General features: G+C 61.9%; 18 protein-coding genes and 2 pseudogenes. 19 read left to right on the plus strand and 1 reads right to left on the minus strand.

Features of this window, described 5'->3' with window-relative positions:
- The 3 genes from J3P93_RS15375 to J3P93_RS15385 are packed head-to-tail and all read left to right on the plus strand — an operon-like array spanning position 1 to position 4,671.
- The gene (locus tag J3P93_RS15375; RefSeq protein WP_434589244.1) at positions 1 to 2,406 is read left to right on the plus strand and encodes an aldehyde dehydrogenase family protein; all 2,406 of its coding nucleotides are present in this window, start codon (positions 1 to 3) and stop codon (positions 2,404 to 2,406) included.
- A gap of 37 nt (positions 2,407 to 2,443) precedes the next feature.
- Positions 2,444 to 3,745 carry a phenylacetate--CoA ligase family protein gene (locus tag J3P93_RS15380; protein WP_434589246.1) on the plus strand — a complete coding sequence of 434 codons (1,302 nt, stop codon included), beginning with the start codon at positions 2,444 to 2,446 and terminating at the stop codon, positions 3,743 to 3,745.
- Positions 3,733 to 4,671, plus strand: a complete 939-nt coding sequence (locus tag J3P93_RS15385; protein WP_434589248.1) for a GNAT family N-acetyltransferase — start codon at positions 3,733 to 3,735, stop codon at positions 4,669 to 4,671. The genes J3P93_RS15380 and J3P93_RS15385 overlap by 13 nt, the downstream gene beginning before the upstream one ends.
- 46 nt (positions 4,672 to 4,717) lie before the next feature.
- Here the strand turns inward: J3P93_RS15385 and J3P93_RS15390 are convergent, their stop codons facing one another.
- Positions 4,718 to 5,245: a hypothetical protein gene (locus J3P93_RS15390; RefSeq protein WP_208937389.1), complete on the minus strand. Its 528-nt coding sequence runs from the start codon at positions 5,243 to 5,245 to the stop codon at positions 4,718 to 4,720.
- 382 nt (positions 5,246 to 5,627) lie between these two features.
- Between J3P93_RS15390 and J3P93_RS15395 the strand changes: the two are divergent.
- The 16 genes and pseudogenes from J3P93_RS15395 to J3P93_RS15470 all read left to right on the plus strand — a co-directional run.
- Positions 5,628 to 6,710 (plus strand): annotated as a pseudogene (locus J3P93_RS15395) (cache domain-containing protein); the annotation flags it as partial.
- 393 nt (positions 6,711 to 7,103) lie between these two features.
- A pseudogene (locus tag J3P93_RS15400) lies at positions 7,104 to 7,619 on the plus strand (methyl-accepting chemotaxis protein); the annotation flags it as partial.
- Positions 7,620 to 7,859: 240 nt separating this feature from the next.
- Positions 7,860 to 8,306 (plus strand): DUF411 domain-containing protein, encoded by a 447-nt coding sequence (locus J3P93_RS15405; protein ID WP_434589251.1) that lies wholly within the window; start codon positions 7,860 to 7,862, stop codon positions 8,304 to 8,306.
- The gene (locus tag J3P93_RS15410) at positions 8,306 to 8,740 is read left to right on the plus strand and encodes a YqaA family protein (RefSeq protein ID WP_434598398.1); all 435 of its coding nucleotides are present in this window, start codon (positions 8,306 to 8,308) and stop codon (positions 8,738 to 8,740) included. The genes J3P93_RS15405 and J3P93_RS15410 overlap by 1 nt, the downstream gene beginning before the upstream one ends.
- Before the next feature lie 87 nt (positions 8,741 to 8,827).
- On the plus strand, positions 8,828 to 9,871 hold the full coding sequence (locus tag J3P93_RS15415) for an alpha/beta fold hydrolase (RefSeq protein ID WP_434589253.1): 1,044 nt from the start codon (positions 8,828 to 8,830) through the stop codon (positions 9,869 to 9,871).
- A gap of 13 nt (positions 9,872 to 9,884) precedes the next feature.
- Entirely contained in the window at positions 9,885 to 10,838 is a 954-nt protein-coding gene (locus J3P93_RS15420; protein WP_434589255.1) for a D-2-hydroxyacid dehydrogenase family protein, read from the plus strand.
- Positions 10,839 to 11,421: 583 nt separating this feature from the next.
- On the plus strand, positions 11,422 to 13,008 hold the full coding sequence (gene glgA / locus J3P93_RS15425) for a glycogen synthase GlgA (protein ID WP_434589257.1): 1,587 nt from the start codon (positions 11,422 to 11,424) through the stop codon (positions 13,006 to 13,008).
- Positions 13,009 to 13,025: 17 nt separating this feature from the next.
- On the plus strand, positions 13,026 to 14,819 hold the full coding sequence (treZ, locus tag J3P93_RS15430; RefSeq protein ID WP_434589259.1) for a malto-oligosyltrehalose trehalohydrolase: 1,794 nt from the start codon (positions 13,026 to 13,028) through the stop codon (positions 14,817 to 14,819).
- Positions 14,816 to 16,894, plus strand: coding sequence for a 4-alpha-glucanotransferase (gene malQ / locus J3P93_RS15435; protein WP_434589261.1), 2,079 nt, complete (start codon positions 14,816 to 14,818; stop codon positions 16,892 to 16,894). The genes treZ and malQ overlap by 4 nt, the downstream gene beginning before the upstream one ends.
- Positions 16,891 to 19,659: a malto-oligosyltrehalose synthase gene (locus tag J3P93_RS15440; protein ID WP_434589263.1), complete on the plus strand. Its 2,769-nt coding sequence runs from the start codon at positions 16,891 to 16,893 to the stop codon at positions 19,657 to 19,659. Before malQ ends, J3P93_RS15440 begins: the two co-directional genes overlap by 4 nt.
- 27 nt (positions 19,660 to 19,686) lie before the next feature.
- Complete coding sequence (locus tag J3P93_RS15445; protein ID WP_434589265.1) at positions 19,687 to 20,049, plus strand: DUF2934 domain-containing protein; 363 nt, start codon at positions 19,687 to 19,689, stop codon at positions 20,047 to 20,049.
- Between the two features lie 221 nt (positions 20,050 to 20,270).
- A complete protein-coding gene (glgX, locus tag J3P93_RS15450) occupies positions 20,271 to 22,430 on the plus strand; it encodes a glycogen debranching protein GlgX (protein WP_434589267.1) in 2,160 nt (719 codons plus the stop codon).
- Position 22,431: 1 nt separating this feature from the next.
- On the plus strand, positions 22,432 to 23,430 hold the full coding sequence (locus tag J3P93_RS15455) for an acyl-CoA dehydrogenase (RefSeq protein WP_434589269.1): 999 nt from the start codon (positions 22,432 to 22,434) through the stop codon (positions 23,428 to 23,430).
- Positions 23,427 to 24,185, plus strand: coding sequence for a PIG-L deacetylase family protein (locus J3P93_RS15460; RefSeq protein ID WP_434589271.1), 759 nt, complete (start codon positions 23,427 to 23,429; stop codon positions 24,183 to 24,185). The genes J3P93_RS15455 and J3P93_RS15460 overlap by 4 nt, the downstream gene beginning before the upstream one ends.
- Entirely contained in the window at positions 24,182 to 24,781 is a 600-nt protein-coding gene (locus J3P93_RS15465) for an SAM-dependent methyltransferase (RefSeq protein WP_434589273.1), read from the plus strand. The genes J3P93_RS15460 and J3P93_RS15465 overlap by 4 nt, the downstream gene beginning before the upstream one ends.
- Positions 24,778 to 25,464 carry a glycosyltransferase gene (locus J3P93_RS15470; RefSeq protein WP_434589275.1) on the plus strand — a complete coding sequence of 229 codons (687 nt, stop codon included), beginning with the start codon at positions 24,778 to 24,780 and terminating at the stop codon, positions 25,462 to 25,464. The genes J3P93_RS15465 and J3P93_RS15470 overlap by 4 nt, the downstream gene beginning before the upstream one ends.
- The last annotated feature ends 106 nt before the right edge of the window (positions 25,465 to 25,570 follow it).

Below are 25,570 nucleotides of genomic sequence, written 5' to 3' on the forward strand. Positions count from 1 at the left end.
ATGTACCTGATCAATGGACAACTCACCGCCGACTGCGACCTCGACAACGCCCTCATACTGCTGCAGCAGAACTTGCCGCAACAGCTGCGCATCCCGCTTGACCACGCAACCGTCCTCGCCGCAGTGGCAAATTTCGCGCAGCGCTTGCAAGACTCCACCCCAGCGCTGCCTCTCGATGATGAGCAACGGCTGGCACTGATTGATTTCTGCCGGCCGCAAGCACTGCAACACAAGCTCGACCGAGAACTCGGCGAAGATTCGGAGTCGCTGCGCCGCATCGACTATCGGCAAACCCATTTCGAACGCTGGTACCCGTTGGGTCTGGTGGTGCATGTCACGCCGGCCAACGCGCCGCTGCTGGCCTGTTGCGCCATGATCGAAAGCCTGCTGGCCGGCAACGTCAACTGGCTGCGCCCGAGCAGCAGCGACCAGGGTCTGACGGCACAACTGCTGCACGCGCTGGTGCACAGCGACACCAGCGGACAGTTGCGTCATTACGTGGCGGTGCTACCGGTCGCCACGGCGCAGATCAGCCAGTTATGCCAATTGGCCAACGGCGTGTCGGCCTGGGGCGGCGAAACCGCGTTGCGCGCCATCCGCGAACAGTTGCCACCCGGATGTCGCTGGATCGACTGGGGCCATCGCATCAGTTTTGCCTACCTGACGCCGGACGCCGCTACACCGCAGGCGCTGGAGGCGTTGGTCGATGAAGTCTGCCGACTTGACCAGCAAGCTTGCTCGAGCCCGCAATGGCTGCTGGTCGACAGTGATGACCCTGCCGTGCTGGAAGCCATCGGTGCGGCGCTCGCCGAGGCGTTCGAACGGCGCGCCGAACGGTGGCCGCCGCTGCTGCCGACGATTCAGGAAGCCAGTGAGATCAGCATCCAGGCGATGATGGCACGGCTGAGCCAGAGCTTTTCCGCGGTGAGCGGACGCGTATGGAGCGCGGCGGGATGGCGAGTGATCTGGTCCCATGATCAGTCGCTCGCGCCCTCGCCGCTGTTTCGCACATTGCGGCTCAAACCCCTGCCGCGTCATGCTTTGACTGAGCATTTACTGCCGTGGCGCAACGTCTTGCAGAGCTGCGCACTGATCTGCGGTGAGGCGCAGATTGGCGAATTGGCGCGCGAGTTGATCGCCGCAGGCGTCAGCCGGATTGCCCCGGTCGAAAGTATTCATGACGGCTACGCTGGCGAACCCCATGACGGCGTGTACGCACTGCAACGCCTGAGTCGCCGGGTGTCGGTCAGCGTCACACCCACGCAGATCCCCGGCCGGATGAACCTCGACCCGGCACCTCGCGCACTGGCCCTGACGGGCCTGCCGATCACCGATAAAAGTGCTTTCATCGCCACCCCGCCGACCGCCACCGCACAACTTTTTTTCCGCTCCGGCGGCAGCAGTGGTACGCCGGCGCTGTCGGGCTTCAGTTACCGCGACTTCGAACTGCAAATGCGCGCGACGGCTGACGGTCTGTTTGCGGCGGGCCTCGATCCACAGCGCGACAAGGTAATGAATCTGTTTTTCACGGGTGGCCTTTACGGTGGTTTCTTCAGTTTCGCCAAAGTGCTGGAGCTGCTGGGCGCCCGTCACTTGCCCATGGGTGCGCCGGCGGACGATGACTACAGCGATATCGCGCAAGTGATCATCGAGCAAAACGTCACCGTACTGATCGGCATGCCCAGCACCGTGCATCGACTGTTTGTCAATGAAGAGCAGCGTCTGCGCGCTTATGGCGCGATCGAAAAAGTCTTTCTCGGCGGTGAACACGTCAGCGATCAGTGCCGTGCGCTACTGCAGGCCTGCGGTGTCAGCAACATTCGCTCGGCGGTGTACGGCAGCGTCGATGCCGGCCCCTTCGGGCATGCCTGCGCAGCGACCAGCGACGGCGTGTTCCATCTGATGGAGGCGATCCAGCAACTGGAAATCGTTGGGCTGGACGCCGACGTGCCGGTGATCGGCGATGAGGTCGGCCGTTTGCTGTTTACCTCCAAAGCACGCGAAGGACAGCGCGTACAGCGTTATGACGTCGGCGACACCGGTCGCTGGCTTGCCGGCCACTGCGCGTGCGGCCTGGGTTCGCCACGCTTCGAACTGCTGCAACGGCACGGCCGCCTGTTGCGCATCGGCACCGATTTCATTTGCCTCGAAAAACTTGCCCGGCATCTGCAATCACCGTTTCAACTGCACCTCGATCACGCCGCTGACGGCCTGGAGCGCCTGCTGATTCGCAGCCCGCGGGAACCGGCCGATGTCCATGAGCGGCTGCAAAAGTACACGACGCTGGACCTGCTGCAGCGCAGCGGACTACTCACGGTGCAGGCGCAACGCTGTGCGCCCGAGCAATTTCAGCGCAATAACCATAGCGGCAAGACCCCGTTGCTGGTCGATGCACGCCGTCAGTGAGCGTCGGGTCATCGCATGAATAATGAAAGGAATCTTTATGAACGCAGCATTTGAACTAAACCAGTTGCTGAGTTTTGCCCGAAAGCACTCAGCGTATTACGCCAGGCTATGGCAAAACGTTGCAGCGCAGGACACCGCACTCGACCAATTGCCAATCGTCGATCCACACGCGTATTGGCAACTCAGCCAGACGCTCGACCACTGGCCGGTGCTGACCTCGCCAATCGAACGCGCGCTGGTATTCAAAACGGGAGGCTCCACCGGTGCCGGCAAGCTGTCGGTGTTTACCCGCGAAGAATGGCAGGCGCTGGTTCGCGACTTTGGCAGACAGCTTGGCCTGCAACTCAATCGGGGCGACCGGGTGGCAAACCTGTTCTTCGTCGGCGATCTGTATGCCAGTTTCATTTTTATCCATGATGCCTTGGCGCACGAAGACGCAGGCGTCATCGAATACCCCTTCACCGGCGATGTCGATCCTGCGGCCCTCGCTGACGCTGTCCGTCAGTACCGGATCAACGTGCTGGCCGGCGTTCCCGCGCAACTGTTGGCGTTTGCCGGCGAACTCGAGCGCCAGTCGTTGTGCTTCAGCGAGGTCGAAACGCTGCTGTATGGCGGCGAAAGCCTGTTCGCCGGGCAATTGCAAAGGTTGCGTCGGGTGTTTCCCAACGCACGGATTGCTTCGATCGGCTACGCCAGTGTCGACGCCGGTTTCATCGGCGCATCAAGCCGCGATTGCGCGCTGGGCGAACACCGCATGCTGGCAAACCATAGCGTCGTGGAAATCATCGATGAGCACACCGGCGAGGTCATCGACGAGTGCGGGCGGACCGGACGGCTGGTGATCACCAACCTCACCCGTCGGTTGATGCCGTTGATTCGTTATCCGGTCGGCGATCTTGCCTGCTGGCGGGAACCGGCCACGGTAGCGCGGCGCAAGTTTGCCCTGATGGGTCGCAGTGCCAGCAGCCGGCGCATCCGGGTGGGCAGTCTGACCTTGCTTACCGAAGACATTGAACGGATGGTTCAGCGCACCACCGGCAGCGAAGACTGGCAATTGATCATCAGCCAATCGGCGGGCGTCGACAGGCTCGGCTTCAAATGGCTGATGGATGCGCAAACGCCGGCAACTGCGCAATCCAGCGCGGCATTGCACAGCGACCTGATTGATCAGTATCCGCTGATCACGCAACTTGGCGCGCAGCAATTGCTTGAAATAGAGGTGCTTGGTTGCAGCGCCGACCAATTCGCGCGCCATCCGCGCTCCGGCAAGCATCAACCAGTCGTTGACCTGCGCGTTTATGACACTACCCGCCCGGAGCAAAGCCCATGGACAACGTGACGTTACGCAGCTATCGCCGCTCCGACGCTGGCGCCGTCAGCCGACTGTTCCGCGAGATCTATGGCGATCACTACGTGCAGCCGCACGTGTACCTGCCGTTGATGATCAATCAGAATCACGGTGAAGGTCGTTGGCATTCGTTGCTGGCGCATGCGGAGAAAAAGCTCCTCGGACATGCCAGCTTGTGCCGAAACAGCGGATCGCATACAGCGGAACTGGCGTTGAGCGTGGTCCATCCGTCGACGCGCGGCCAGAACATCGCCACACAACTGGGTGTGCGCCTGTTGATTCATGCACAGGCGCTGGGTTGCCAGGGCGTGACCATCAAACAAGTGACACACCACCCGTACACACAACGCATGGCCGAGCGCCTGGGTTTTTGCAGTACCGGGTTGTTACTCGATTATGTGCCTTCGCCCTTCGGCGAGCCGCTGCCGGAGTCGATCGTGGTCGGCTTTACCGCCATCGATGGCTATCGTCGTCCGTTGCCGGTACTGCCGTGGCCCGCCAGCTGTCGCAATTTCATGGAGCGCCTGTCCAGCGTCTACGGGACGCAGGACAAGGAGCCACCGTGGATCGGGCCGCCGTTGCACGTTGAGCATTGTTCCGGGCGTTACGACGTGACGTTGAAAAAACTGGATTGCAGTCTGTTGAGACAGCTACGCCAACTGCCGCGGCAATGGATGATTTCGATCAGACTCAGGCTCGCCAGCGGTTTTGCCAGCGCCACCGAGAGCCTGGCGGCGATGGGTTACATTTTCACCGGGATTGCACCGAATGAACGCTGCGCGGGATGGCTGGCATTGTTTCATCGAGGCTACCGCGCGCGAACACTGGAACTGCATTGCCCGCACATTCAGCTTCTGCATGACCAGGCCCAACTGCACATCGCCCCACGTACTGCCGAGGTGCCGCCAGCAATTTGAACAGACTTGGCCCGCTCGAGTACCGAGCGGGCCAGCGCAGGGGTTTTTATGCCTTGGCTTTGACGCCTTGGTCGACCGGCTTGGCGACGTTGCCTTCGCCGTAAGTCTTGAGGTTTTGCAAGACGTAAATGGCTTTCTTGAATTCCGGAATCAGGTTTTTGCCGTAGGCGTTGCCATTCAGGCCGTTGGTCTGGATCGCATCGAGTTGGGTGGCGAAATATTCCAGTGCGTTGAATTTGGCATCGACGTCTTTGGTCACGCCGAAACGGTCAAACTTGTCGCCTGCGTTCATCAATGTAAAGGAAGTGATTTCCGAGATCAGCCCGCGGCTGCGCAGCATCTCGCTCAAATTGCCCATTTGCTTGACCGAAACATTGGCCGGATCGAAACCCTTGATTGCTTTGCGCAACCCCTGCTTGTCCATCTCGGCGGTATTGATCGCGTTGGGATCGTTGCCGACCAGGGTGAGCATCTGCTGCACCTTGACGCTCTGAGCCACCTGCTTTTTGGCACCGGTGTCTCGCACCATCACCCCTGCCTTGCTCTCCCAACCGCCGACAATACCGATTGTCATGAAATGTCTCCCTGCGAAATAGCCATGAAATGTCCGTTTTGAAGATGTTCAATGGGCGCGAGTATCGGCGGGCGAACTGATGGCACCAACCTTTTTCTGCACTTTTTTACAAATCTCGTACATTCACGATACAAAAGCCAAAATCCGCACAAGCCTTGGGCCAGAGCTGTCATCAGACTGACATGTCGGCATGGGTTTGACGCCCGCGCCTGGGCTGAATCGCGTCCATGTATCGGGCTTGTTACCGACCAGTCATCGGCGTCGCGATTATTAGCACGCGTGTACCTAAAGCTTCGCCCGAGAACGACGATACGCTTTCGATAGCCGCACTTTTGCATCCCCGCCCCCCCAAACAAGAAACGCTGCTCAAGGACCGGTCTCCATGCCCGCATTCCGCACCATTCAGGCTCGCTATACGCTGTTTCTGGTTCTGTTCATCCTGCTGCTGTCAGTGTTGACGGTGGTCGGCATCAGCCAACTGGTCGCCCCCAAACTGCGCGAAACCGAAGAACAGGTGGTGCTCAACCGCATCGCCGAAGTGGCCGAGCAGATTCAGGGCGAATTGAACAAGGTGCAGGCGCAACAGCGCAGCATCACCCAGACCATTCCTTTGCTCGACAGCGCTGCCATCGATACCGTGCTGCCGGGACTCGTCGATCAGTACGGCGAGTTGAAGGTGTTTGGTGGCGGGATCTGGCCGCTGCCGGGCCAGCGTGAAGCCGGGCGCAACAAGTTCAGTACGTTCTGGCACCGCGACGCCTCGGGCAAGCTCGCCGTCAACACGTTCTGGAACAGCGACGCTGCTCCCAACTACTACGACCAGAGCTGGCACAAGGGCGGCATGACCACCCCGCGCGGCCAGTGCGCCTGGGCGGCGGCCTATAAAGACGATGCCAGCGCCGAGTCACGCACCAACTGCGCCATGGCGATCCAGAAAAACGGCAGCGCCTGGGGCGTGTCGACCATCGACGTAACCCTGGGTTTCTTCAACGATCTGGTGGCGCGCAAGGAAAAAGACCTCAACGCCGAAATGCTCATTGTTGAAGCTGACGGCAAGATCATCAGTAACAGTTCGCGCATCAGCGGGCCGATCGTGCTGAAGAACATCAGCGAACTGGCCGCGACCTCGACCTTCGCCGCTCAGGTGAAAGCCGGCCTGCAGAACCGCGACCAGGCGCAGCGCAGCGAATTCGATAACAACGGTGAAGACAGCACCTTCTTCATGCGCCCGATCGAAGGTACGCCGTGGTTCCTCGCCACCGCCCTGCCGACGAAAATGCTCACTGCCCAGCGTGACGACGTGCTCAGCACCTTGAGCATGCTGCAGATTCCGCTGGTGATTCTGCTGGTGTTGTTGCAGGTCTATGCGATTCGCCAGTTGGTGCAGCGCATGAAAGCCTTGAAAGCCAACATCGACTTGCTCTCCAGCGGGGATGCCGACCTGACACGACGCATCACCATCCGCGCCGAAGACGAATTGGGTGCCATCGGTCATTCGGTCAACACGTTTATCGCCTACCTGCAAAACATGATCAGCGAAGTGACCCAGGCCACCGGCGCCATGGCCTCCAGCCTCGACGACCTGCAACGCACCTCGGCGCACACCGGGCAGATCCTGCTGCGCCATGCCTCGGAAACCGATCAGACCGTCACCGCCATCACCGAAATGAGTTCGACCGCCGAAAGCGTGGCACAGAACGCTGCCGAAACCGCGGCCTTCACTCAACGCGCCAACGAGAACGCCGATCGCTCGCGCGTGGTGGTCGGCGAAGCCACCAACAGCGTGGTCGCGCTGATCGACGAAGTGGCGAGTGCCACGCACAAAGTCGAGAACATGCAGCAAGACGCTCAGCGCATCACCGAGATCCTCGGCGTGATCGGCGCAATTGCCGGGCAGACCAATCTGCTCGCGCTTAACGCCGCCATCGAGGCCGCACGTGCTGGCGAACAGGGTCGCGGTTTCGCCGTGGTTGCTGATGAAGTACGTGCCCTCGCCGCCCGCACCCAGGCGAGCACCTCGGAAATCAACGAGATGCTGACCCGTTTGACGCAAGGCGTGAGCTCGTCGGTCAGCGCCATGGAAAACACCCAGGCCAGTTGCCAGTCCGCCGCCGTCGCCACCGCAAGGGTCAACTCGGGGCTGGACGAAATGGCCGGCTCGGTCAGCCACATCAACAGCCTCAGCACCCAGATCGCCACGGCTGCCGAACAGCAAAGCGCCGTCACCGAAGAGATCAACCGCAGCATGGTGCAGATCCGGCACATGGTCGATGAACTGGTGCAGAGCGGCCAGACCAGCGAACTCAACACCCGCCAGTTGCTGGAAGCCAACAGCCGGGTCAGCGCGATCATGGGGCGGTTCAAGGTCCGCTGATCTTCCAGACCTGGGCGCTCACCTCACTTGAAACACGATCACCTGTAGGAGTGAGCCTGCTCGCGATAGCGCAATGTCAGCAAACACACACGTTGCCTGACACACCGCCATCGCGAGCAGGCTCACTCCTACAGCGTTTTGCCTGTGTGTTTTGCAATAACCTGAAACACTGCGTTGATGCCAAACAGCAAAAACCGGTCAAAATGCGTTCTCCTCCGACCGCCACCCGAGCCGAGAATCATGCGAACCCACCTGCGTCTGCTCGCCCTGAGCGCCCTGTTCATTTCCTCCCTCGCCCAGGCCGCCGACCTGATTCCGATCGAAGTGCACCGCGACGCCAACTGCGGTTGCTGCAAAAAATGGATCAGCCACCTCGAAGCCAACGGCTTCAAGGTCGACGATCACGTCGAAAGCGACATGAGCAGCTTCAAGCAACAGCACGGCGTGCCGCCCCGTCTGGCCTCGTGCCACACCGCAATCATCAACGGCAAGTTCGTCGAAGGTCATGTCCCGGCTGAACAGGTTCTGGCCCTGAGCAAGCGCGACGACCTGCTCGGTGTGGCTGCACCGGGCATGCCGATGGGCTCGCCGGGCATGGAAATGGACGGCATGAGCGACGCTTATCAAGTGATCGGCCTGCAAAAGGACGGCGCGGATGTCGTCGTGGCGGATTACCCGGCGCATTGATCGGGGCCGCTTACGCCGGGCTGTTCCTTGCCGCGTTCGGCGCCGCTACGCTGCTGCCCCTGCAATCGGAAGCGCTGCTGGTCGGCTTGATCGTCAGCGAGCATTACTGGCTGTGGGGACTGCTGGGCGTGGCGACGCTGGGCAATGTCCTGGGTTCGCTGGTCAACTGGTGGCTGGGGCGAGGGCTTGAACGCTTTCAGGACCGGCGCTGGTTTCCGGTCAGTCGACAACACATGGCCAAAGCTCAACAGCACTACCAGCGTTTCGGTCACTGGTCGCTGCTGTTCAGCTGGCTGCCGGTTATCGGTGATCCATTGACGCTGATCGCCGGGGTCATGCGCGAACCGCTCGGGCGCTTCCTGCTGATCGTGACCCTGGCCAAAGGCGCGCGTTACGGTGCGCTGGCCATGCTGACGCTGGGCTGGCTCGGTTGAACCATCGGGCGCAATCATTGCCTGTTTTTAACGTCGCCATAATCTGGCCGTTCGAGCATCGGCCCATTTCAAACGGAGTTTGACCTTATGCCTGTCTCGTTTTCCCGCTGGCTCCCCGGCCTGCTTCTGTGCGCCACTCTGCCCCTGTCCGTCCAGGCCGCCACGCCAGCCGCCGCCGAAGGCCCGGCCTACGGTCCCGAGCTGCAAGGCTTCGATTACCCTTACACACTCAAACACTTCGCCTTCGAATCCCAGGGCAAATCGCTGCAGATGGGTTACATGGATGTCGCCGCCAACGGCAAGGCCAATGGGCGCACCGTGGTGCTGATGCACGGCAAGAATTTCTGCGCGGCGACCTGGGACAGTTCGATCAAGGCGCTGAGCGAGGCCGGTTACCGGGTGATTGCGCCGGATCAGATCGGCTTCTGTAGCTCCAGCAAACCCGATCACTACCAATACACCTTCCAGCAACTGGCGACCAACACGCAGCAGTTGCTCAAAGCGCTGGGTATCCAGAAAGCCACGCTGCTGGGCCACTCCACTGGCGGCATGCTCGCCACCCGTTATGCCTTGCAGTATCCCGAGCAGGTCGAACAGCTGGCGATGGTCAATCCGATCGGCCTGGAAGACTGGAAAGCCCTCGGCGTGCCCTATCGCACCATTGATCAGTGGTATCAGCGCGAATTGAAAGTCAGCGCCCAAGGCATTCGCGAGTACGAGCGCACTACCTATTACGACGGCCGCTGGAAGCCGGAATTCGACCGTTGGGTCGATATGCTCGCCGGGCTGAGCAAAGGCCCGGGCAAGACTCAGGTCGCGTGGAACTCGGCGCTGATCTACGACATGATCTTCACCCAGCCGGTGTATTACGAGTTCAAGGACCTGAAAATGCCGACGCTGCTGCTGATCGGTACCTCCGACACCACCGCGATCGGCAAGGACATCGCACCGCCGGAAGTCAAAGCGAAGATCGGCCACTACGACGTACTCGGCAAGCAAGTCGCCAAACTGATCCCGCAATCGACACTGGTCGAATTCCCCGGCATGGGCCATGCACCGCAAATGGAAGAACCCGCGCAGTTCCACAAAGCCCTGCTCGGCTGGCTGAACACATCCAATCCTGTTCGTTGATGAGGTAAGGCTGATGGCGGTGCAGATTGCAGTGATCGATGACTGGCAGGGCGTGGCCCGCGACGTGGTCGACTGGTCAGTCCTCGAGAGCATCGGTGAAGTGACCTTCGTGCATGACTACCCGGCGGACAACGCCACTCTGGCCGAACGTCTGGGCCGCTATCAGGTGATCTGCGTGATGCGCGAGCGCACGCGTTTCGACGAGGACCTGCTCAAGCGCTTGTCGGCGCTCAAGCTGCTGGTCACCGGCGGCATGCGCAACGCAGCGCTCGATATGCAGGCCGCAGCGAAACTCGGGATCAAGGTCTGCGGCACCGACAGTTACAAGCACGCCGCGCCCGAGTTGACCTGGGCGCTGATCATGGCCGCCACGCGCAATCTGCTCAACGAAGCCAACGCCTTGCGCAGCGGCCAGTGGCAGCAAGGCCTGGGCGGCGATCTGCATGGCAAGACCCTGGGCATTCTCGGTCTGGGCAGCATCGGCCAGCGCGTGGCGCAGTTCGGCCAGGTGTTTGGCATGCGGGTGATCGCCTGGAGCGAAAACCTCACCGCCGAGCGCGCCGAACAGGCCGGCGTGACCTACGTCAGCAAGCAAGAGCTGTTCGAGCAGGCCGATGTGCTGTCGGTGCACCTGGTGCTCAGCGAACGCAGCCGCGGGCTGGTCGACGCGCAGGCGCTGGGCTGGATGAAACCGACTGCGTTGCTGGTCAACACCGCGCGCGGGCCGATCGTCGACGAAGCGGCGTTGATCAAGGCTTTGCAGAAACAGCACATTGCCGGGGCAGCGCTGGATGTCTTCGCCGAGGAACCGCTGCCGGCGCTGCACCCGTTTCGCACACTCGATAACGTGCTGGCGACGCCGCATGTGGGGTATGTCAGTCGACAGAACTATGCGCAGTTCTTTACGCAGATGATCGAGGATATTCAGGCCTGGGCTGCGGGGGAGCCGATTCGCCTGCTTAATTGAACCCATCGCAAATCAAGCGGTGTGGCGGCAATCGCTATCGCGAGCAGGCTCACTCCTACATGTTGGAATGCGTACCCCTGTAGGAGTGAGCCTGCTCGCGATAGCGTTTTGATAGCCACCACCACCTCCCGCACCACAACAGTGCAACCGCCCTCCCCGCTAGCACAAAATCGTGACCGCCAGGTCACCGTTTTGGCCCTCCGTCGCAAAAAAACCTGCCCTTCGTCGGTGCGTTTGCTCCGATCCAGCAATATTTTCTTACGCACAAACCGATTGTCGAACAATTTACCCATTTGCTCTGGCCCGCTCTAGGATCTGGCCTAGACTCATTTTCGCAGGGTGAAACCGCCCGGTCACATCGCCGAAAAAAACTCGAAACTTTTGCAACCAGCGTCGGGTCATCAAGAAGACAGAGCCAAAACGACTGGTGCAATCCTTGCAATGGCTTCACCACCCATTCTGCTTGCGCGTGTTGGGTAGCGTTTGCTCACCGATGCGTGGCGCGTTTGCGCCCGGTCACAGGACGTGGCTCTGAACTTCGTTTGTACGAGACAAGAACAGATCAACACTACGGGAGATACATATGATCAGTGCGGCATTGGATATTCAGGGAGAGCGTGCTCACCAGGTGATTGGCGACTCGAGCACCGTCAGCGTTCCCGGCAGCCGATCGATCAACGTTCCCGGCACCAAGACGCTGACTCCGGTCGCGAGCAAAAACCCCAACAAGAAAAAAGTCCTGTTCGTCACCTCGGAAATCGCCGATCTGGTGAAGACCGGTGGCCTGGGCGACGTTTCCGCCGCCCTGCCGCGCGCCATGGCACATCTTCACGATGTGCGCGTGCTGATTCCCGGTTATCCGCAGGTGATGCACAGCGAGAACCCGATTCACATCATCGGCGAACTCGGTGGCCACGCCGCGCTGCCACCGTGCAAGATCGGGCGCATGGACATGCCCGACGGTCTGGTGATCTACGTGTTGATCTGTCCCGAACTGTACGAGCGTGAAGGCGGCCCTTACGGCGCCAACAACGGCCGCGACTGGCCAGACAACCATATCCGTTTCGCCCGCCTGGGGCTGGCCGCTGCCGATATCGCCGCCAACCTCGCGCAGATTCACTGGTGCCCGGACCTCGTCCACGCCCACGACTGGCCAGCGGGCCTCGCCCCGGCCTACATGCACTGGCGCGGCCAGCGTACACCGACGCTGTTCACCATTCACAACCTCGCCTACCAGGGCGTGACCAGCCTCGGTTCCTGCCCGGAACTGGGGATTCCCGCCCACGCCCTGCAGCAGGAAGGGATGGAATTCTACGGCAAGATGTCGTTCCTCAAGGCCGGCATGGCTTATTCCAGCCATATCACCACGGTCAGCGCCACGTACGCGCAGGAAATCACCACCCCTGATTTCGGCTGCGGCCTCGACGGTTTCCTCGCCGCCAAGACCCAGCAGGGCTTGCTCAGCGGCATCCCCAACGGCATCGACGAGAGCTGGGATTCGGCCACCGATCCGCATCTGTTCGCGCCGTTCGCCATCGGCGACTGGGAAGGCAAAGCGGTCAACGCCGCCCATGTTCGCGAGCTGTTCGGCCTCAACGACTCCAGCGGCCCGCTGTTCGCCGTGGTCTCGCGTCTGGTCTATCAGAAAGGTCTGGACCTGACTGAAGCGGTCTCCGAATTCATCGTGCAGAACGGTGGCCAGATCGCAATCATCGGCCGTGGCGAGCCGGAAGAAGAACAGGCCATGCGCGAGCTGGCGCTGCGCTTCCCGGGGCAGATCGGCGTACGCATCGGCTTCAACGAGACTGACGCGCGGCGCATGTTCGCCGGCAGCGATTTCCTCTTGATGCCGTCGCGTTACGAGCCTTGCGGGCTGAGCCAGATGTACGCGCAGCGCTTCGGCTCGTTGCCGGTGGCGCGCAATACCGGCGGTCTGGCCGACACCATTGAAAACGGCGTGACCGGTTTCCTCTTCGATGAATCCACCGTCGACAGCTACAAGGAAGCTCTGAGCCGCGCGTTCAAGGTGTTCGCCTTTCCTGAACTGCTCAACGCCATGCGTTGCCGGGCAATGGCGGCGCCATTCAACTGGAGCAAAGCGGTCGAACCGTACGCCGAACTCTACGAAAAACTGGTGGCCAAGGCATTGGGTAAAGCCAGCCACAAATAATCAGGGAGGTTTCAAAGATGCCGTCAAGGACCCAAGAAACCTGGCCCCACGGCGCGATCGTGCTGGACGCCGAACACACGCAATTTGCTTTGTGGGCTCCCGATGCGTTTTACGTCAGTGTCGAACTGGCCGATGGTCAATCGCTGCCCATGCTGCCGCAGGGTGATGGATGGTTTGTGATCAAGGCCCGCTGTCCGGCGGGCAGTCGCTACCGCTACTGTATCGATGGCGAACTGGAGGTGCCGGACCCGGCCTCAAGGGCGCAGGATGGTGACCTCGACCGCCACAGCGTGGTGGTCGATCCGCATGCTTACACCTGGCGACACAGCGCCTGGACCGGTCGGCCGTGGAACGAAGCGGTGATCTACGAGCTGCACGTTGGGGCGCTCGGTGGCTTCGCCGAAGTCGAGCAGCATCTGGCGCGGCTCACTGCAATGGGCATCACCGCGATTGAATTGATGCCGCTGGCGCAATTTCCCGGTGATCGCAACTGGGGTTACGACGGCGTTCTGCCCTACGCGCCGCAAGCCTCTTACGGCAGCCCCGAACAACTCAAACATCTGATCGACACCGCCCACGGCCATGGTCTGGCGGTGATTCTCGACGTGGTCTACAACCACTTCGGCCCCGACGGCAATTATTTGCACCGCTACGCGAAAAGCTTTTTCCGCGAGGACCAGCACACGCCGTGGGGCGCGGCGATCGATTTCCGCCGCCCGGAAGTGCGCGAATTCTTCATCGAGAACGCACTGATGTGGGTGCTCGAATATCGCTTCGACGGCCTGCGTCTGGACGCCGTGCATGCGATTGGCGATTCAGATTTTCTGCATGAACTGGCGCAGCGCGTGCGCCAACAGATCGATCCGGCCCGTCACGTCTGGCTGACAGTCGAGAACGAGCTCAATCAGGCCAGCCTGCTGGAACACGATTACAACGCGCAGTGGAACGACGACGGCCATAACGCCCTGCACGTTTTGCTGACCGGCGAAACCGACGCCTATTACGCTGACTATGCCGAGCAGCCCACCGAACAATTGGTGCGCTGCCTGAGTCAGGGCTTTGTCTTTCAGGGCCACGTCAACCGCCACGGCGAACGGCGCGGCGAACCCAGCGAGCATCTGCCATCGACTGCGTTTGTGCTGTTTCTACAAAACCACGACCAGATCGGTAATCGCGCATTCGGCGAGCGTCTGCATCAACTTGCTGACCCGCGCGCGTTGCAGGCAGCCACGGTATTGCTGCTGTCGCCGATGATTCCGCTGATGTTCATGGGCGACGAGTTCGCCGCCGAGCAACCGTTTCTGTTCTTCACCAGCCATCACGGCGAACTGGCCGAACTGGTGCGTGAGGGCCGGCGCAATGAATTCGCCGCATTCAGCGCGTTTGCTGATCCGCACAAACGTGAGCAGATTCCCGACCCGAACGCCGAACAGACCTTCCACGCCTCGCAGCCACGGCAAGACATTGGCAGTCAACAGCAACAGCAAACCCTTGAGTTGTACCGGCAGCTCCTGCATTTGCGCCACCAGCACATCATTCCGCATCTGCCCGGCACCCAGGCACTGGGCGCGCAAAAACTCGGTCACGGCGCGGTCAGTGCGCGCTGGCGGCTGGGCGATGGCAGTGAGCTGCGAATTGACCTGAACCTCAGCGACACGCCAGTGGTCAACCCTCCACACACCGACGCCGTCTGGCTGTTTCAGCAGCCTGCCGGTGTCACCCCGGAGTCGGGCGAACTGCCCGCGTATTGCGCGCTTGTCAGCCTCACGGCCGCAACCCCTTTGCTACCTCTGGATGGAGAGCGCCTATGAGCGATGCGCAACTGGAAATACTCGCCAGCCGAGCCGGCCTCGCCGTCGACTGGATCGACGCCAACGGGCGTCAGCAAAAAGTCGCTCCTGCGGTACTCCGCAATGTCTTGATCGGCCTTGGCCACCCCGCCAGCACGGCGCAGGAAATCGATGCCAGCCTGCTGGAACTGCAAGCGGCGCAGCAGGACCACCATTTGCCGCCGCTGTTGACCTGCGATGTCGGCACACCGGTGGACCTGACGCGTTATTTTGCCCCGGAAACGCCCTGCGAAATTCACCTCGAAGACGGCTCGCGCCTGGATCTCAAGCTCGATTCACAAGCGATGTTGCCCGGCCTGATCCCGGTCGGTTATCAGCAAGTGCATATCGGCGATCAATATTTCACCCTGGCGGTGGCACCGGAACGCTGCTTCAGCGTCGCTGACGCCGTGGACAATCCGATCCCCCGCGCCTGGGGCCTGAGCGCGCAGTTGTATGCCTTGCGTCGTCCCGGCGATGGCGGTTTCGGCGACACCCTCGCCCTTGAAGAGCTGGTGCGCGTGGCCGGTGAGCGCGGCGCCGACGCCGTGGCGATCAGCCCGATGCACGCAATGTTCAGCGCCGACACCAGCCGCTACAGCCCGTATTCGCCTTCGAGCCGGCTGTTCCTCAATTCACTCTATGCCGCGCCCGGTGCGATCCTCGGTGAACGGGCATTGCGCGATGCGATCGACGCTACCGGTCTGGGCAACCAGTTCGCGCAGCTTGAAGACTTGCCCCTGATCGACTGGCCGGCCGCGGCCGAGACCAAGCAAAAATTGCTGCAAGCCTTGTACGACGGTTTTGTTGCCGGTGATCACCCGTTGCATCCGGACTTCGCCAGTTTCCGCCACAGCGGCGGCGAAGCGCTGGAAAACCATTGCCGCTTCGAAGCAATCCAGGAAATGCGCGCCGCCCGTGGCGAAAGCCTCGACTGGCGCGAATGGCCGGAACACTGGCGTGACCCGCGCGGCGCGGCGCTGGAAGCTTTCGCCGAAGAATACGCCGAGCGCATTGGCTATTTCGCCTTTTGCCAATGGCTGATCCACCGCTGCCTGGAACGCGCACAGACGGCTGCGCGCAGCGCCGGCATGAGCATTGGCCTGATCGCCGATCTGGCGGTGGGTGCCGATGGCGCCGGCAGCCAGGCCTGGAGTTTTCAGGATGAGTTGCTCGCCTCACTGACGGTCGGCGCACCGCCGGACATTCTCAACCGTTCCGGTCAAGGCTGGGGCATCTCCGCGTTTTCGCCTGAAGGTCTGGTGCGCAACGGCTTCCGCGCCTTCATCGACATGCTGCGGGCCAATTTCGCCCACGCCGGTGGCCTGCGCATCGACCACGTCATGGGTCTGCAACGTCTGTGGGTGATCCCCAACGGCGCCGATCCCGCCGATGGCGCCTACCTCTATTACCCGTTTGACGACATGCTGCGGTTACTGACGCTGGAGTCCCACCGTCACCAGGCCATCGTGCTTGGCGAGGATCTGGGCACGGTGCCCGAAGGCCTGCGCGAAAAGCTCGCCGCGCGCTCGATGCTGGGCATGCGCGTGCTGCTGTTCGAACAGGACAACACGCATTTCAAGCCGATTCTCGACTGGCCGGACAACGCGCTGGCGACCACCAGCACCCACGACTTGCCGACGCTCAACGGCTGGTGGCACGGTCGCGATATCGACTGGAACGCGCGCCTTGGGCTGGTCGACGCCAACGGCGAAATCGACTGGCGCCATCACCGTCAGCGCGAGCGCGAAGGCCTGCGCAGTGCGTTGAGCCAGGATCCACAGAATTTTCGCGAGGAATCCCACGAGGCCGATCAAGTGGTCGATGCCAGCGTGCGGTTCCTCGGCCACACCCGTGCGCCGCTGGTACTTTTGCCGCTGGAAGATGCCCTCGGCATCAACGAGCAAGCGAATCTGCCGGGCACCACGGACACCCACCCGAACTGGTCGCGGCGCTTGCCGGGCACCAGCGAAACGCTGCTCGACACCGACGACGCCGCGCGACGCCTGGAATTGCTCGCCTGTGCCCGACTCCAGGCTGCCGAGCGTGACCAATGAACCAAACGCTTATCCAGCCGCTGCGCGCGACCCTGCGGCTGCAATTTCATAAAGGCTTTACCCTCGAACAAGCGGTGCCACTGGTGCCGTACTTCGCCAGCCTCGGTATCAGCCATGTCTACGCCTCGCCACTGCTGGCGGCGCGCGCCGGCTCGATGCACGGTTACGACGTGGTCGACCCGACCCAGGTCAACCCGGAACTGGGCGGCGAAGCGGCGCTGCGGCGTCTGGTCAGCACCCTGCGCGAGCACAACATGGGGCTGATCCTCGACATCGTCTCCAACCACATGGCGGTGGGCGGCAGCGACAACCCTTGGTGGCTCGACCTGCTCGAATGGGGCCGACTGAGCCCCTACGGCGAATTCTTCGACATTCAGTGGCATTCCCCGGACCCGTTGATGGAAGGCCAGTTGTTGCTGCCGTTCCTTGGCAGTGATTACGGTGTCGCTTTGCAGGAAGGTACGCTGAAACTGCAATTCAACGTGCAGACCGGCGGTTTCCATGTCGAGCATTACGACCACCATTTCCCGATCTGCCCGAACGATTACGGCGAATTGCTCAAGGGCGATGAAGCGCTGAAATCCCTGGCCGATCGTTTCAGTGCGCTGAGCTATCAGACCGATGCGCATTCGCTGTCGATTCCGTTGAAGCAGGAACTGCAGCAACTGGCCAGCGACCCGCAGATTCTTGATTCGATCCAGCGCAATCTGCAGTACTACGATTCGACCACGGCCGAAGGCTTCGACAAGCTGCATCAGTTGCTCGAACGCCAGAGCTATCGCCTCGCCAGTTGGCGCACCGCAGCGGATGACATTAACTGGCGGCGCTTTTTCGACATCAACGAGCTCGGTGGTTTGCGCGTCGAACGCCCGGCGGTGTTCGAAGCCACCCACGGCAAAATCTTTCAGTTGATCGAAGAAGGCCTGGTCGACGGCCTGCGCATCGACCACATCGATGGCCTCGCCGACCCACGCGGTTACTGCCGCAAACTGCGTCGACGTCTCGACAGTCTCGCGCCGGGACGGCACTTGCCGATTTACGTCGAGAAAATTCTCGGCGCCGGCGAAACCCTGCGCCGCGACTGGGCGGTGGACGGCACCACCGGTTACGAATTCATGAATCAGCTGTCGCTGTTGCAGCACGATCCGGACGGTGAACATGTCCTCGGTGAGCTGTGGCAGCGCCGCACCGAACGCCCCGCCGCGTTCATCGAAGAAGCGCAACTGGCGCGTCAGCAGATTCTCAACGGCTCGCTGGCCAGCGATTGCGAAAGCGTCGCCCAGGCGTTGCTGCAAGTGGCCCGCGATGACCTGATGACCCGCGACCTGACGCTGGGCGCGATCCGCCGGGTATTGCAGGCGCTGATCGTGCATTTCCCGGTGTATCGCACCTATGTCAGCGCCATGGGCCGCTCGGAACAGGACGAAGTGTTCTTCCAGGAAGCCATGGACGGTGCCCGGCAAACCCTCAGCGAAGCCGACTGGCCAGTGCTCGATTGTGTCGCTGGCTGGCTCGGTGGCACGCCGTGGCGACACAAGCCGTGCGGGCGTTCGCGCAAGATCCTCAAGCACGCCTGCGTACGTTTCCAGCAACTGACCTCACCCGCCGCCGCCAAAGCCGTCGAAGACACCGCGCTGTATCGCTCGGCCGTGCTGCTATCGCGCAACGATGTCGGCTACGACACCGAGCAGTTCAGCGCGCCGCTGAGTGATTTCCATGCCGTCAACCAACGGCGACTCAGCGAATTCCCGGATAACTTGCTCGCCACCGCGACCCACGACCACAAACGTGGCGAGGACACCCGTGCACGTCTGGCCGTGCTCAGTGAACGCAGCCATTGGTACGCCGAGCAGGTCGAATTGTGGCGCGCCCTCGCGCGCCCGGTGCGCAGTGACGAGCAGATGCCGTCGAATGGCGATGAACTGATCCTCTATCAGGCCTTGCTCGGCAGTTGGCCGCTGGACCTGCGCGATGACGATCAGGCCGGTTTCGCCGACTACGCCAAGCGCATCTGGCAATGGCAACAAAAAGCCTTGCGCGAGGCCAAGCTGCAAAGCAGTTGGAGCGCGCCGAACGAAGCGTACGAAAACGCAGCGAAGGCGTTCACCGAGAAACTCCTGACCAGCGCTGAAGGCCAACTGTTGCGCGCAGCGTTGAGCAAGACCGTCACCAGCATCGCCGCCGCCGGCGCGCTCAATGGCCTGGCGCAAACCTTGCTGCGCATGACCGTGCCGGGGGTGCCGGATCTGTATCAAGGCAACGAGTTCTGGGACTTCAGCCTGGTCGATCCGGACAATCGCCGGCCCGTGGATTACCCCGCGCGCGCGCAGGCTTTGCAGGCGCAATCGGCGCCCGCAGAACTGCTGGCGAACTGGCGTGAGGGGCGCATCAAGCAGGCCCTGATCGCCGAGGTGTTGAACCTGCGTGCCGAGCATGCCGAGCTGTTCCGTCGGGGCAGCTATCAGGCCCTGGAAGTGCTCGGCAGCCAGGCACATAACGTCCTCGCGTTCGCTCGCGAACATGAGGGCAAACAGGCCGTCGTGATCGTGCCGGTGCGTTGCGCCAACCTGCTGGAAAACAGTGCCCTGCCACAAGTGGATGCGCTGCGCTGGGGCGATACACGGGTGGTTTTACCGTTCGCCGCCTCTGACACAAACCTGAAGGGACTTTTTGCCAGCGCAGCAGTCACAAAACACAGGGAGCTGAATGTCAGCGACGCGCTGGGGGATGTCCCGGTCAATCTCTTTATCCAACACTTAACGTAAGCAAGAGTTCAGTTCAGGAGTATTGCGATGAGCACCGACGATAAACGCATTCGCGAATTCGCCTATCAGATATGGGAATCGGAGGGTAAACCCGAAGGCCATGAGGAGCGCCACTGGGAGATGGCGCGCAAGCTGGCCGAGGCTGAAGCGCTGGCACCGAAGAAGCCGCCAAAAGCCACGGGCAGCAAAACCGCCGGCAAGACTGCGGCGAGCAAGGGCGCTGACAGCAAGCCCGCTGAGAGCAAACTCGCCAGTGGCAAGGCACCGGCCGCGGCAAAAGCCAAACCGGCGGCGAAAGCCAAGCCTGCGAGCACACCGAAAGTCGTGCCACCGGGCGAAAAAGCCGCCGAGAAAAAACCGCGCGCGCCGAGAAAGCCCCCAGCGATCTGACGCCACCCGATTATTGAACTGAACGAACGTGTGGCGGGCTTGCTCGCCATAACGGGGCAACTCGCCCTCAAGAACACTTCAATTCCTGTGGGAGCGGGCTTGCCCGCGATGGCGTCATTACATTCACCTTCAGTGCTGAGTGTACCGCCGCTATCGCGGGCAAGCCCGCTCCCACAGGGACAGAGTCAACCGAACCATCCGCGTTTTTTGCAGGAGCAATCATGACCCGTCCAAAAAAAGCCGAGCCCGCCGCGCACGCCGAGCCGTCCAGAATCCGTGAAGGCCTGCCCTTCCCGCTCGGTGCGACCTGGGATGGTCTGGGGGTAAACTTTGCTCTGTTTTCCGCCAACGCCACCAAGGTCGAACTGTGCATCTTCGACGATGCCGGTGAAGTCGAACTCGAGCGCATCGAACTGCCCGAATACACCGACGAGATTTACCACGGCTATTTGCCCGATGCGCATCCCGGCCTGATCTACGGCTACCGCGTTTACGGCCCATATGATCCGGCCAACGGCCACCGTTTCAACCACAACAAATTGCTCATCGACCCGTACGCCAAGCAACTGGTCGGCGAATTGAAGTGGTCGGAAGCGCTGTTCGGCTACACCATCGGCCATCCGGACGCCGACCTCAGTTTCGATGAACGCGATAGCGCGCCGTTCGTGCCCAAGTGCAAGGTCATCGACCCGGCGCACACCTGGGGCAACGATCACCGCGTCAGCGTGCCGTGGGACAAAACCATCATTTATGAAACCCACGTGCGCGGCATCAGCATGCGTCACCCTTCCGTGCCGGAAAACGTACGCGGGACCTTTGCCGGGCTGATGGTCGACGATGTGCTCGAACACGTCCGCAAGCTCGGCGTATCCACTGTCGAATTGCTGCCGATCCATGCCTTCGTCAATGACCAGCACCTGCTGCAAAAAGGCATGACCAACTACTGGGGCTACAACAGCATCGCGTTCTTCGCCCCGGATCCGCGCTACCTCGCCAGCGGCAAGATTGCCGAGTTCAAGGAAATGGTCGCGCACCTGCACGATGCCAATCTCGAAGTGATCCTCGATGTGGTCTACAACCACACCGCCGAAGGCAACGAGCAAGGCCCGACCCTGTCGATGCGCGGTATCGACAACGCCTCCTACTACCGCTTGATGCCCGACGACAAGCGCTACTACATCAACGATTCGGGGACCGGCAACACCCTCGACCTGAGCCATCCATGCGTCCTGCAAATGGTCACCGACTCGCTGCGCTACTGGGCCAGCGAAATGCACGTCGACGGTTTCCGCTTCGACCTGGCAACGATTCTCGGGCGTTATCACGACGGTTTCGACGAGCGTCACAGCTTCCTCGTCGCCTGCCGTCAGGACCCGGTGCTGCGTCAGGTGAAAATGATCGCCGAGCCGTGGGATTGCGGTCCCGGTGGTTATCAGGTGGGCAACTTCCCGCCGGGCTGGGTCGAGTGGAACGACAAGTTCCGCGACACCGTACGCGCGTTCTGGAAAGGCGACGACGGCCAGCTCGCCGACTTCGCCAGCCGCATGACCGCTTCGGGCGAGATGTTCAATCAACGCGGGCGCCGGCCGTACGCTTCGGTGAACTTCGTCACTGCGCACGACGGTTTCACCCTTAACGATCTGGTCTCGTACAACGACAAGCACAACGAAGCCAACGACGAAAACAATCAGGACGGCAGCAACAACAACCTGTCGTGGAACCATGGCGTCGAAGGCCCGACCGACGATGCGGAGATCAACGCCCTGCGCCACCGGCAGATGCGCAACTTCTTCGCCACCCTGCTGCTGGCCCAAGGCACACCGATGATCGTCGCCGGCGATGAGTTCGCCCGCACCCAGGACGGCAACAACAATGCCTATTGCCAGGACAGCGAGATCGGCTGGGTCAACTGGGACCTGAGCGAGGACGGCAAGGCCCTGCTGAAGTTCGTCAAACGCTTGATCAAGTTGCGTCTCGCCTATCCGATCCTGCGCCGTGGGCGGTTCCTGGTCGGCGAGTACAACGAGGACATCGGCGTCAAGGACGTCACCTGGCTGGCACCGGACGCTACCGAGATGACCACCGAGCACTGGCATGACGCACACAACCGCTGCCTGGGCATGCTGCTTGACGGCCGCGCGCAGGAAACCGGGATTCGCCGCAAGGGTGGCGATGCGACGCTGTTGCTGGTGGTCAACGCGCACCACGACATCGTCAATTTCGTCCTGCCGGAAGTGCCGGATGGCGGCTTCTGGACGTGCATGATCGATACCAATCAGCCGGCGATTCGCGGCCAGGAACGCTTCGAATTCGGCCACGAATACTCGGTGACCGGGCGCTCGTTGCTGTTGTTCGAACTGCAACGCGACGAAGAAGAGTGATATGGACCTGCAAAGCTATCTGGCCCGACGTGCGCCGGATTACGCCGCCACCGCCGCCCTCGGCCAATGCCTGCGGGCAATGGTCGAGGCCGGCCTGGATCGCCTGCCGCTGCCCGGCAGCGGTCACACACTGGAGCGTTTTCAGCGTCTGGCCGCGGTCGGCGGGCATGATCTGGGGCTGTGCAAGCTATACGAGGGGCACACCGAAGCGCTGGCAATCATCGAACAATTGGGCGGCACCCCGACACCCGGCAGTACCTGGGGCATGTGGGCGGCAGAGCCGCCGCAGGCGCGGGTCAAGGTCAGCCCGGCCGGGCACATGGTCAATCTCAATGGGCGCAAAGCCTGGTGTTCCGGCGCGGCGGTGCTCAGCCATGCCCTGCTCACGGCGTGGGACGCTGACGATCAGCAGCAACTGGTTGCGGTAGCCCTTGATCAACCTGGCGTAACCATCACCGAGCACGGCTGGCAAGCCGTGGGCATGGGCGCCACCGGCAGCGTCGAGGTGGTATTCGAGAATGCCGAAGCCCAGGCCATCGGTGACCCCGGCGACTATCTGCAACGGCCGGGTTTCTGGCAAGGCGGGATCGGTATTGCCGCGTGCTGGTACGGCGCTGCGCGGCAGATCGGCGAACGCTTGCGCCAACACTGTGCCGAACGCGATGAACCGCACGCGATGGCACACCTCGGTGCGGTCGACAGCGCCTTGCAGGCTGCCGCCGATGTGCTGCGCTTCAGCGCATTGCAGATCGACGCCCAGCCTGAATCCGACGCGGAACTGCTGGCGCGACGTGCGCGGGCGGTGGTCGAACAGTCCGCTGAACAGGTTTTGCGTGACACCGGCCGAGCGCTCGGTGCCGGGCCGTTTTGTCAGGATCGCCGTTTTGCCCATCTGGTGGCCGATTTGCCGGTGTTCCTGCGTCAGAGTCATGCCGAGCGCGATCTCGCCGCGCTCGGGCAAAGGGTCGCGCAGCAGCCCGGCGAGGTCTGGGCGCTATGAAAGCCAACCCGATTGTCGGCCAGGGCACCTCGCTGCATCAGTGGCAAAATTCGCAGCGCCTGGCGGAGCTGCCGGTGATCGATGTGCCTGATCTGGTGCCGGTGGGCGCGCGGGCCGTCATCGTTGCGCCGCACCCGGATGACGAAGTGCTCGGTTGCGGCGGGCTGATGCAACTGCTCGCAGCGGCCGGACGGCCGATGCAACTGATCTCGGTCACCGACGGCAGCGCCAGCCACCCCGGCTCGACGCGCTGGCCGGTCGAACGCCTGAGCGTGGTGCGCCCGCAGGAATCGGCCGAAGCCTTGCGCCGTCTCGGCTTGCCGATGCACAGCCTGAAATGGCTGCGCGGTGGTTTCACCGATACCCAAGTGGCGGTGCAGGAACAGGCACTGAGCGAATTCATTCAAAGCTATTTGCATCCTCACGACGTGCTGTTTACCACGTGGCGTGAGGACGGTCACAGCGATCATGAAGCGGTCGGCCGCGCCAGTCTCGAAGCAGCGCGCCGCGCCGGCGTGGTGTGTCACGAGCTACCGGTGTGGACCTGGCACTGGGCGACGCCGGAAGACGCGGCGGTGCCGTGGCAACGCGCGCGCAAGATTCTCCTTTCACCTACCCACGTCGCACGCAAACGCCACGCCGCCCATGCGTTCGCCAGCCAACTCGAGGGTGATCGTGATGCCGGACTGGCGCCGGTGTTGGCGCCCTACGTCCTCGAGCGTCTGTTGCAGCCTTTCGAAGTGGTGTTCCTTTGAGCGTCGAGGATCGCTATTTCGACGGTCTTTTCTCTGGTAACGACGACCCTTGGGCATTCCGCCAACGCTGGTACGAACAGCGCAAACGCGCGATCACCCTCGCCGCCCTGCCGCGACCGCATTATCGGGCGATCTTCGAACCGGGTTGCGCCAACGGTGAACTGAGCGCCGAGCTGGCCAACCGTTGCAGCCGTCTGCTGTGCTGCGACACTGCCGCCGCCGCGGTGAAACTGGCGCAGACCCGCTTGAGCCTGTTCGACCACGTCGAAGTGCGGCAGAACCGCCTCCCCGGCCACTGGCCCGAGGAAAAATTCGACCTGATTGTATTTAGCGAAATCGGCTACTACCTCGACCGCGAGGATCTGACAGAAGTGATCCGCCACATCAGTAACTCGCTGACCGCAGACGGCCAATTACTGGCCTGCCACTGGCGCCCGCCGATCGAGGGCTGCCCGTTGAATGCACGGCAGGTTCACGACCAGATCCATGAACAACTGGCATTGCCGCGTCTGGTGCTGCATCAGGAAGCGGATTTCATCCTTGAGGTCTGGAGTCGCGAGCCGCGTTCGGTGGCGGCGCTGGAGGGTTTGCGTTGATCGGTATTGTGATTCCGGCACACAACGAAGAGACGCTGCTCGATGAGTGCCTGCGCGCCGCGCTACGCGCCAGCCAACATGCGCAACTGGCCGGCGAGGAAGTGCAGGTGCTGGTGGTGCTCGACAGCTGCACCGATCGCTCGGCGCAAATCGTCAGTCGATACCCGGTGCTGTGCCTGCCGATAGACGCCAGCAACGTTGGCGAAGCGCGCGCAGTCGGCGCCTGGTGGCTACTCGAGCGCGGCGCACGCTGGATCGCCTGTACCGACGCCGACAGCCGGGTCGCCGACGATTGGCTGGTCGCCCAGCTCGGCCTGCAGGCGGACGCGGTGTGCGGCACGGTGACCATTGAGCACTGGCCCGATTCGGTCGATGAAGCGGCGCAGATCCGCTATCACCGCCACTATCAGGCGCGTGAGGGCCATCGACATATCCACGGCGCCAACCTGGGTGTCAGCGCGGCGGCTTATATCACTGCCGGCGGCTTTAAACCGCTGGCCTGCGACGAAGACGTGCAACTGGTGCGCGCCCTGGAACGCTCGGGTGCGCACATTGCCTGGAGCCATCGGCCACGGGTGCACACCAGCGCCCGCCTCGACAGTCGCGCCCGTGGCGGATTCGGCGACTTTTTGCGCAATCTGGCACAGTCAGGCGAAAAAAATACGGATCAGATTGATCTGTGACGCGACGAATGCCGTGTCTTGAGCAATACTCTGCATCGCGGTAACCCAAGGGTCGGAGCACCGCACAGTTGCAACCCATTTTGCCATCAGCGTTCTCGGCCAGCGT

The sequence above is a fragment of the Pseudomonas sp. R3-57 genome (genome assembly GCF_051132065.1).
Classification (GTDB): Bacteria; Pseudomonadota; Gammaproteobacteria; order Pseudomonadales; family Pseudomonadaceae; genus Aquipseudomonas.

Bases quoted from the DNA above. Each gene is read 5' to 3' on its own strand.
- J3P93_RS15375 (WP_434589244.1), top strand. From the start codon at position 1: ATGTACCTGATCAATGGACAACTCACCGCCGACTGCGACCTCGACAAC.
- J3P93_RS15380 (WP_434589246.1), top strand. From the start codon at position 2,444: ATGAACGCAGCATTTGAACTAAACCAGTTGCTGAGTTTTGCCCGAAAG.
- J3P93_RS15385 (WP_434589248.1), top strand. From the start codon at position 3,733: ATGGACAACGTGACGTTACGCAGCTATCGCCGCTCCGACGCTGGCGCC.
- J3P93_RS15390 (WP_208937389.1), bottom strand. From the start codon at position 5,245: ATGACAATCGGTATTGTCGGCGGTTGGGAGAGCAAGGCAGGGGTGATG.
- J3P93_RS15405 (WP_434589251.1), top strand. From the start codon at position 7,860: ATGCGAACCCACCTGCGTCTGCTCGCCCTGAGCGCCCTGTTCATTTCC.
- J3P93_RS15415 (WP_434589253.1), top strand. From the start codon at position 8,828: ATGCCTGTCTCGTTTTCCCGCTGGCTCCCCGGCCTGCTTCTGTGCGCC.
- J3P93_RS15420 (WP_434589255.1), top strand. From the start codon at position 9,885: ATGGCGGTGCAGATTGCAGTGATCGATGACTGGCAGGGCGTGGCCCGC.
- glgA (WP_434589257.1), top strand. From the start codon at position 11,422: ATGATCAGTGCGGCATTGGATATTCAGGGAGAGCGTGCTCACCAGGTG.
- treZ (WP_434589259.1), top strand. From the start codon at position 13,026: ATGCCGTCAAGGACCCAAGAAACCTGGCCCCACGGCGCGATCGTGCTG.
- malQ (WP_434589261.1), top strand. From the start codon at position 14,816: ATGAGCGATGCGCAACTGGAAATACTCGCCAGCCGAGCCGGCCTCGCC.
- J3P93_RS15440 (WP_434589263.1), top strand. From the start codon at position 16,891: ATGAACCAAACGCTTATCCAGCCGCTGCGCGCGACCCTGCGGCTGCAA.
- J3P93_RS15445 (WP_434589265.1), top strand. From the start codon at position 19,687: ATGAGCACCGACGATAAACGCATTCGCGAATTCGCCTATCAGATATGG.
- glgX (WP_434589267.1), top strand. From the start codon at position 20,271: ATGACCCGTCCAAAAAAAGCCGAGCCCGCCGCGCACGCCGAGCCGTCC.
- J3P93_RS15455 (WP_434589269.1), top strand. From the start codon at position 22,432: ATGGACCTGCAAAGCTATCTGGCCCGACGTGCGCCGGATTACGCCGCC.
- J3P93_RS15460 (WP_434589271.1), top strand. From the start codon at position 23,427: ATGAAAGCCAACCCGATTGTCGGCCAGGGCACCTCGCTGCATCAGTGG.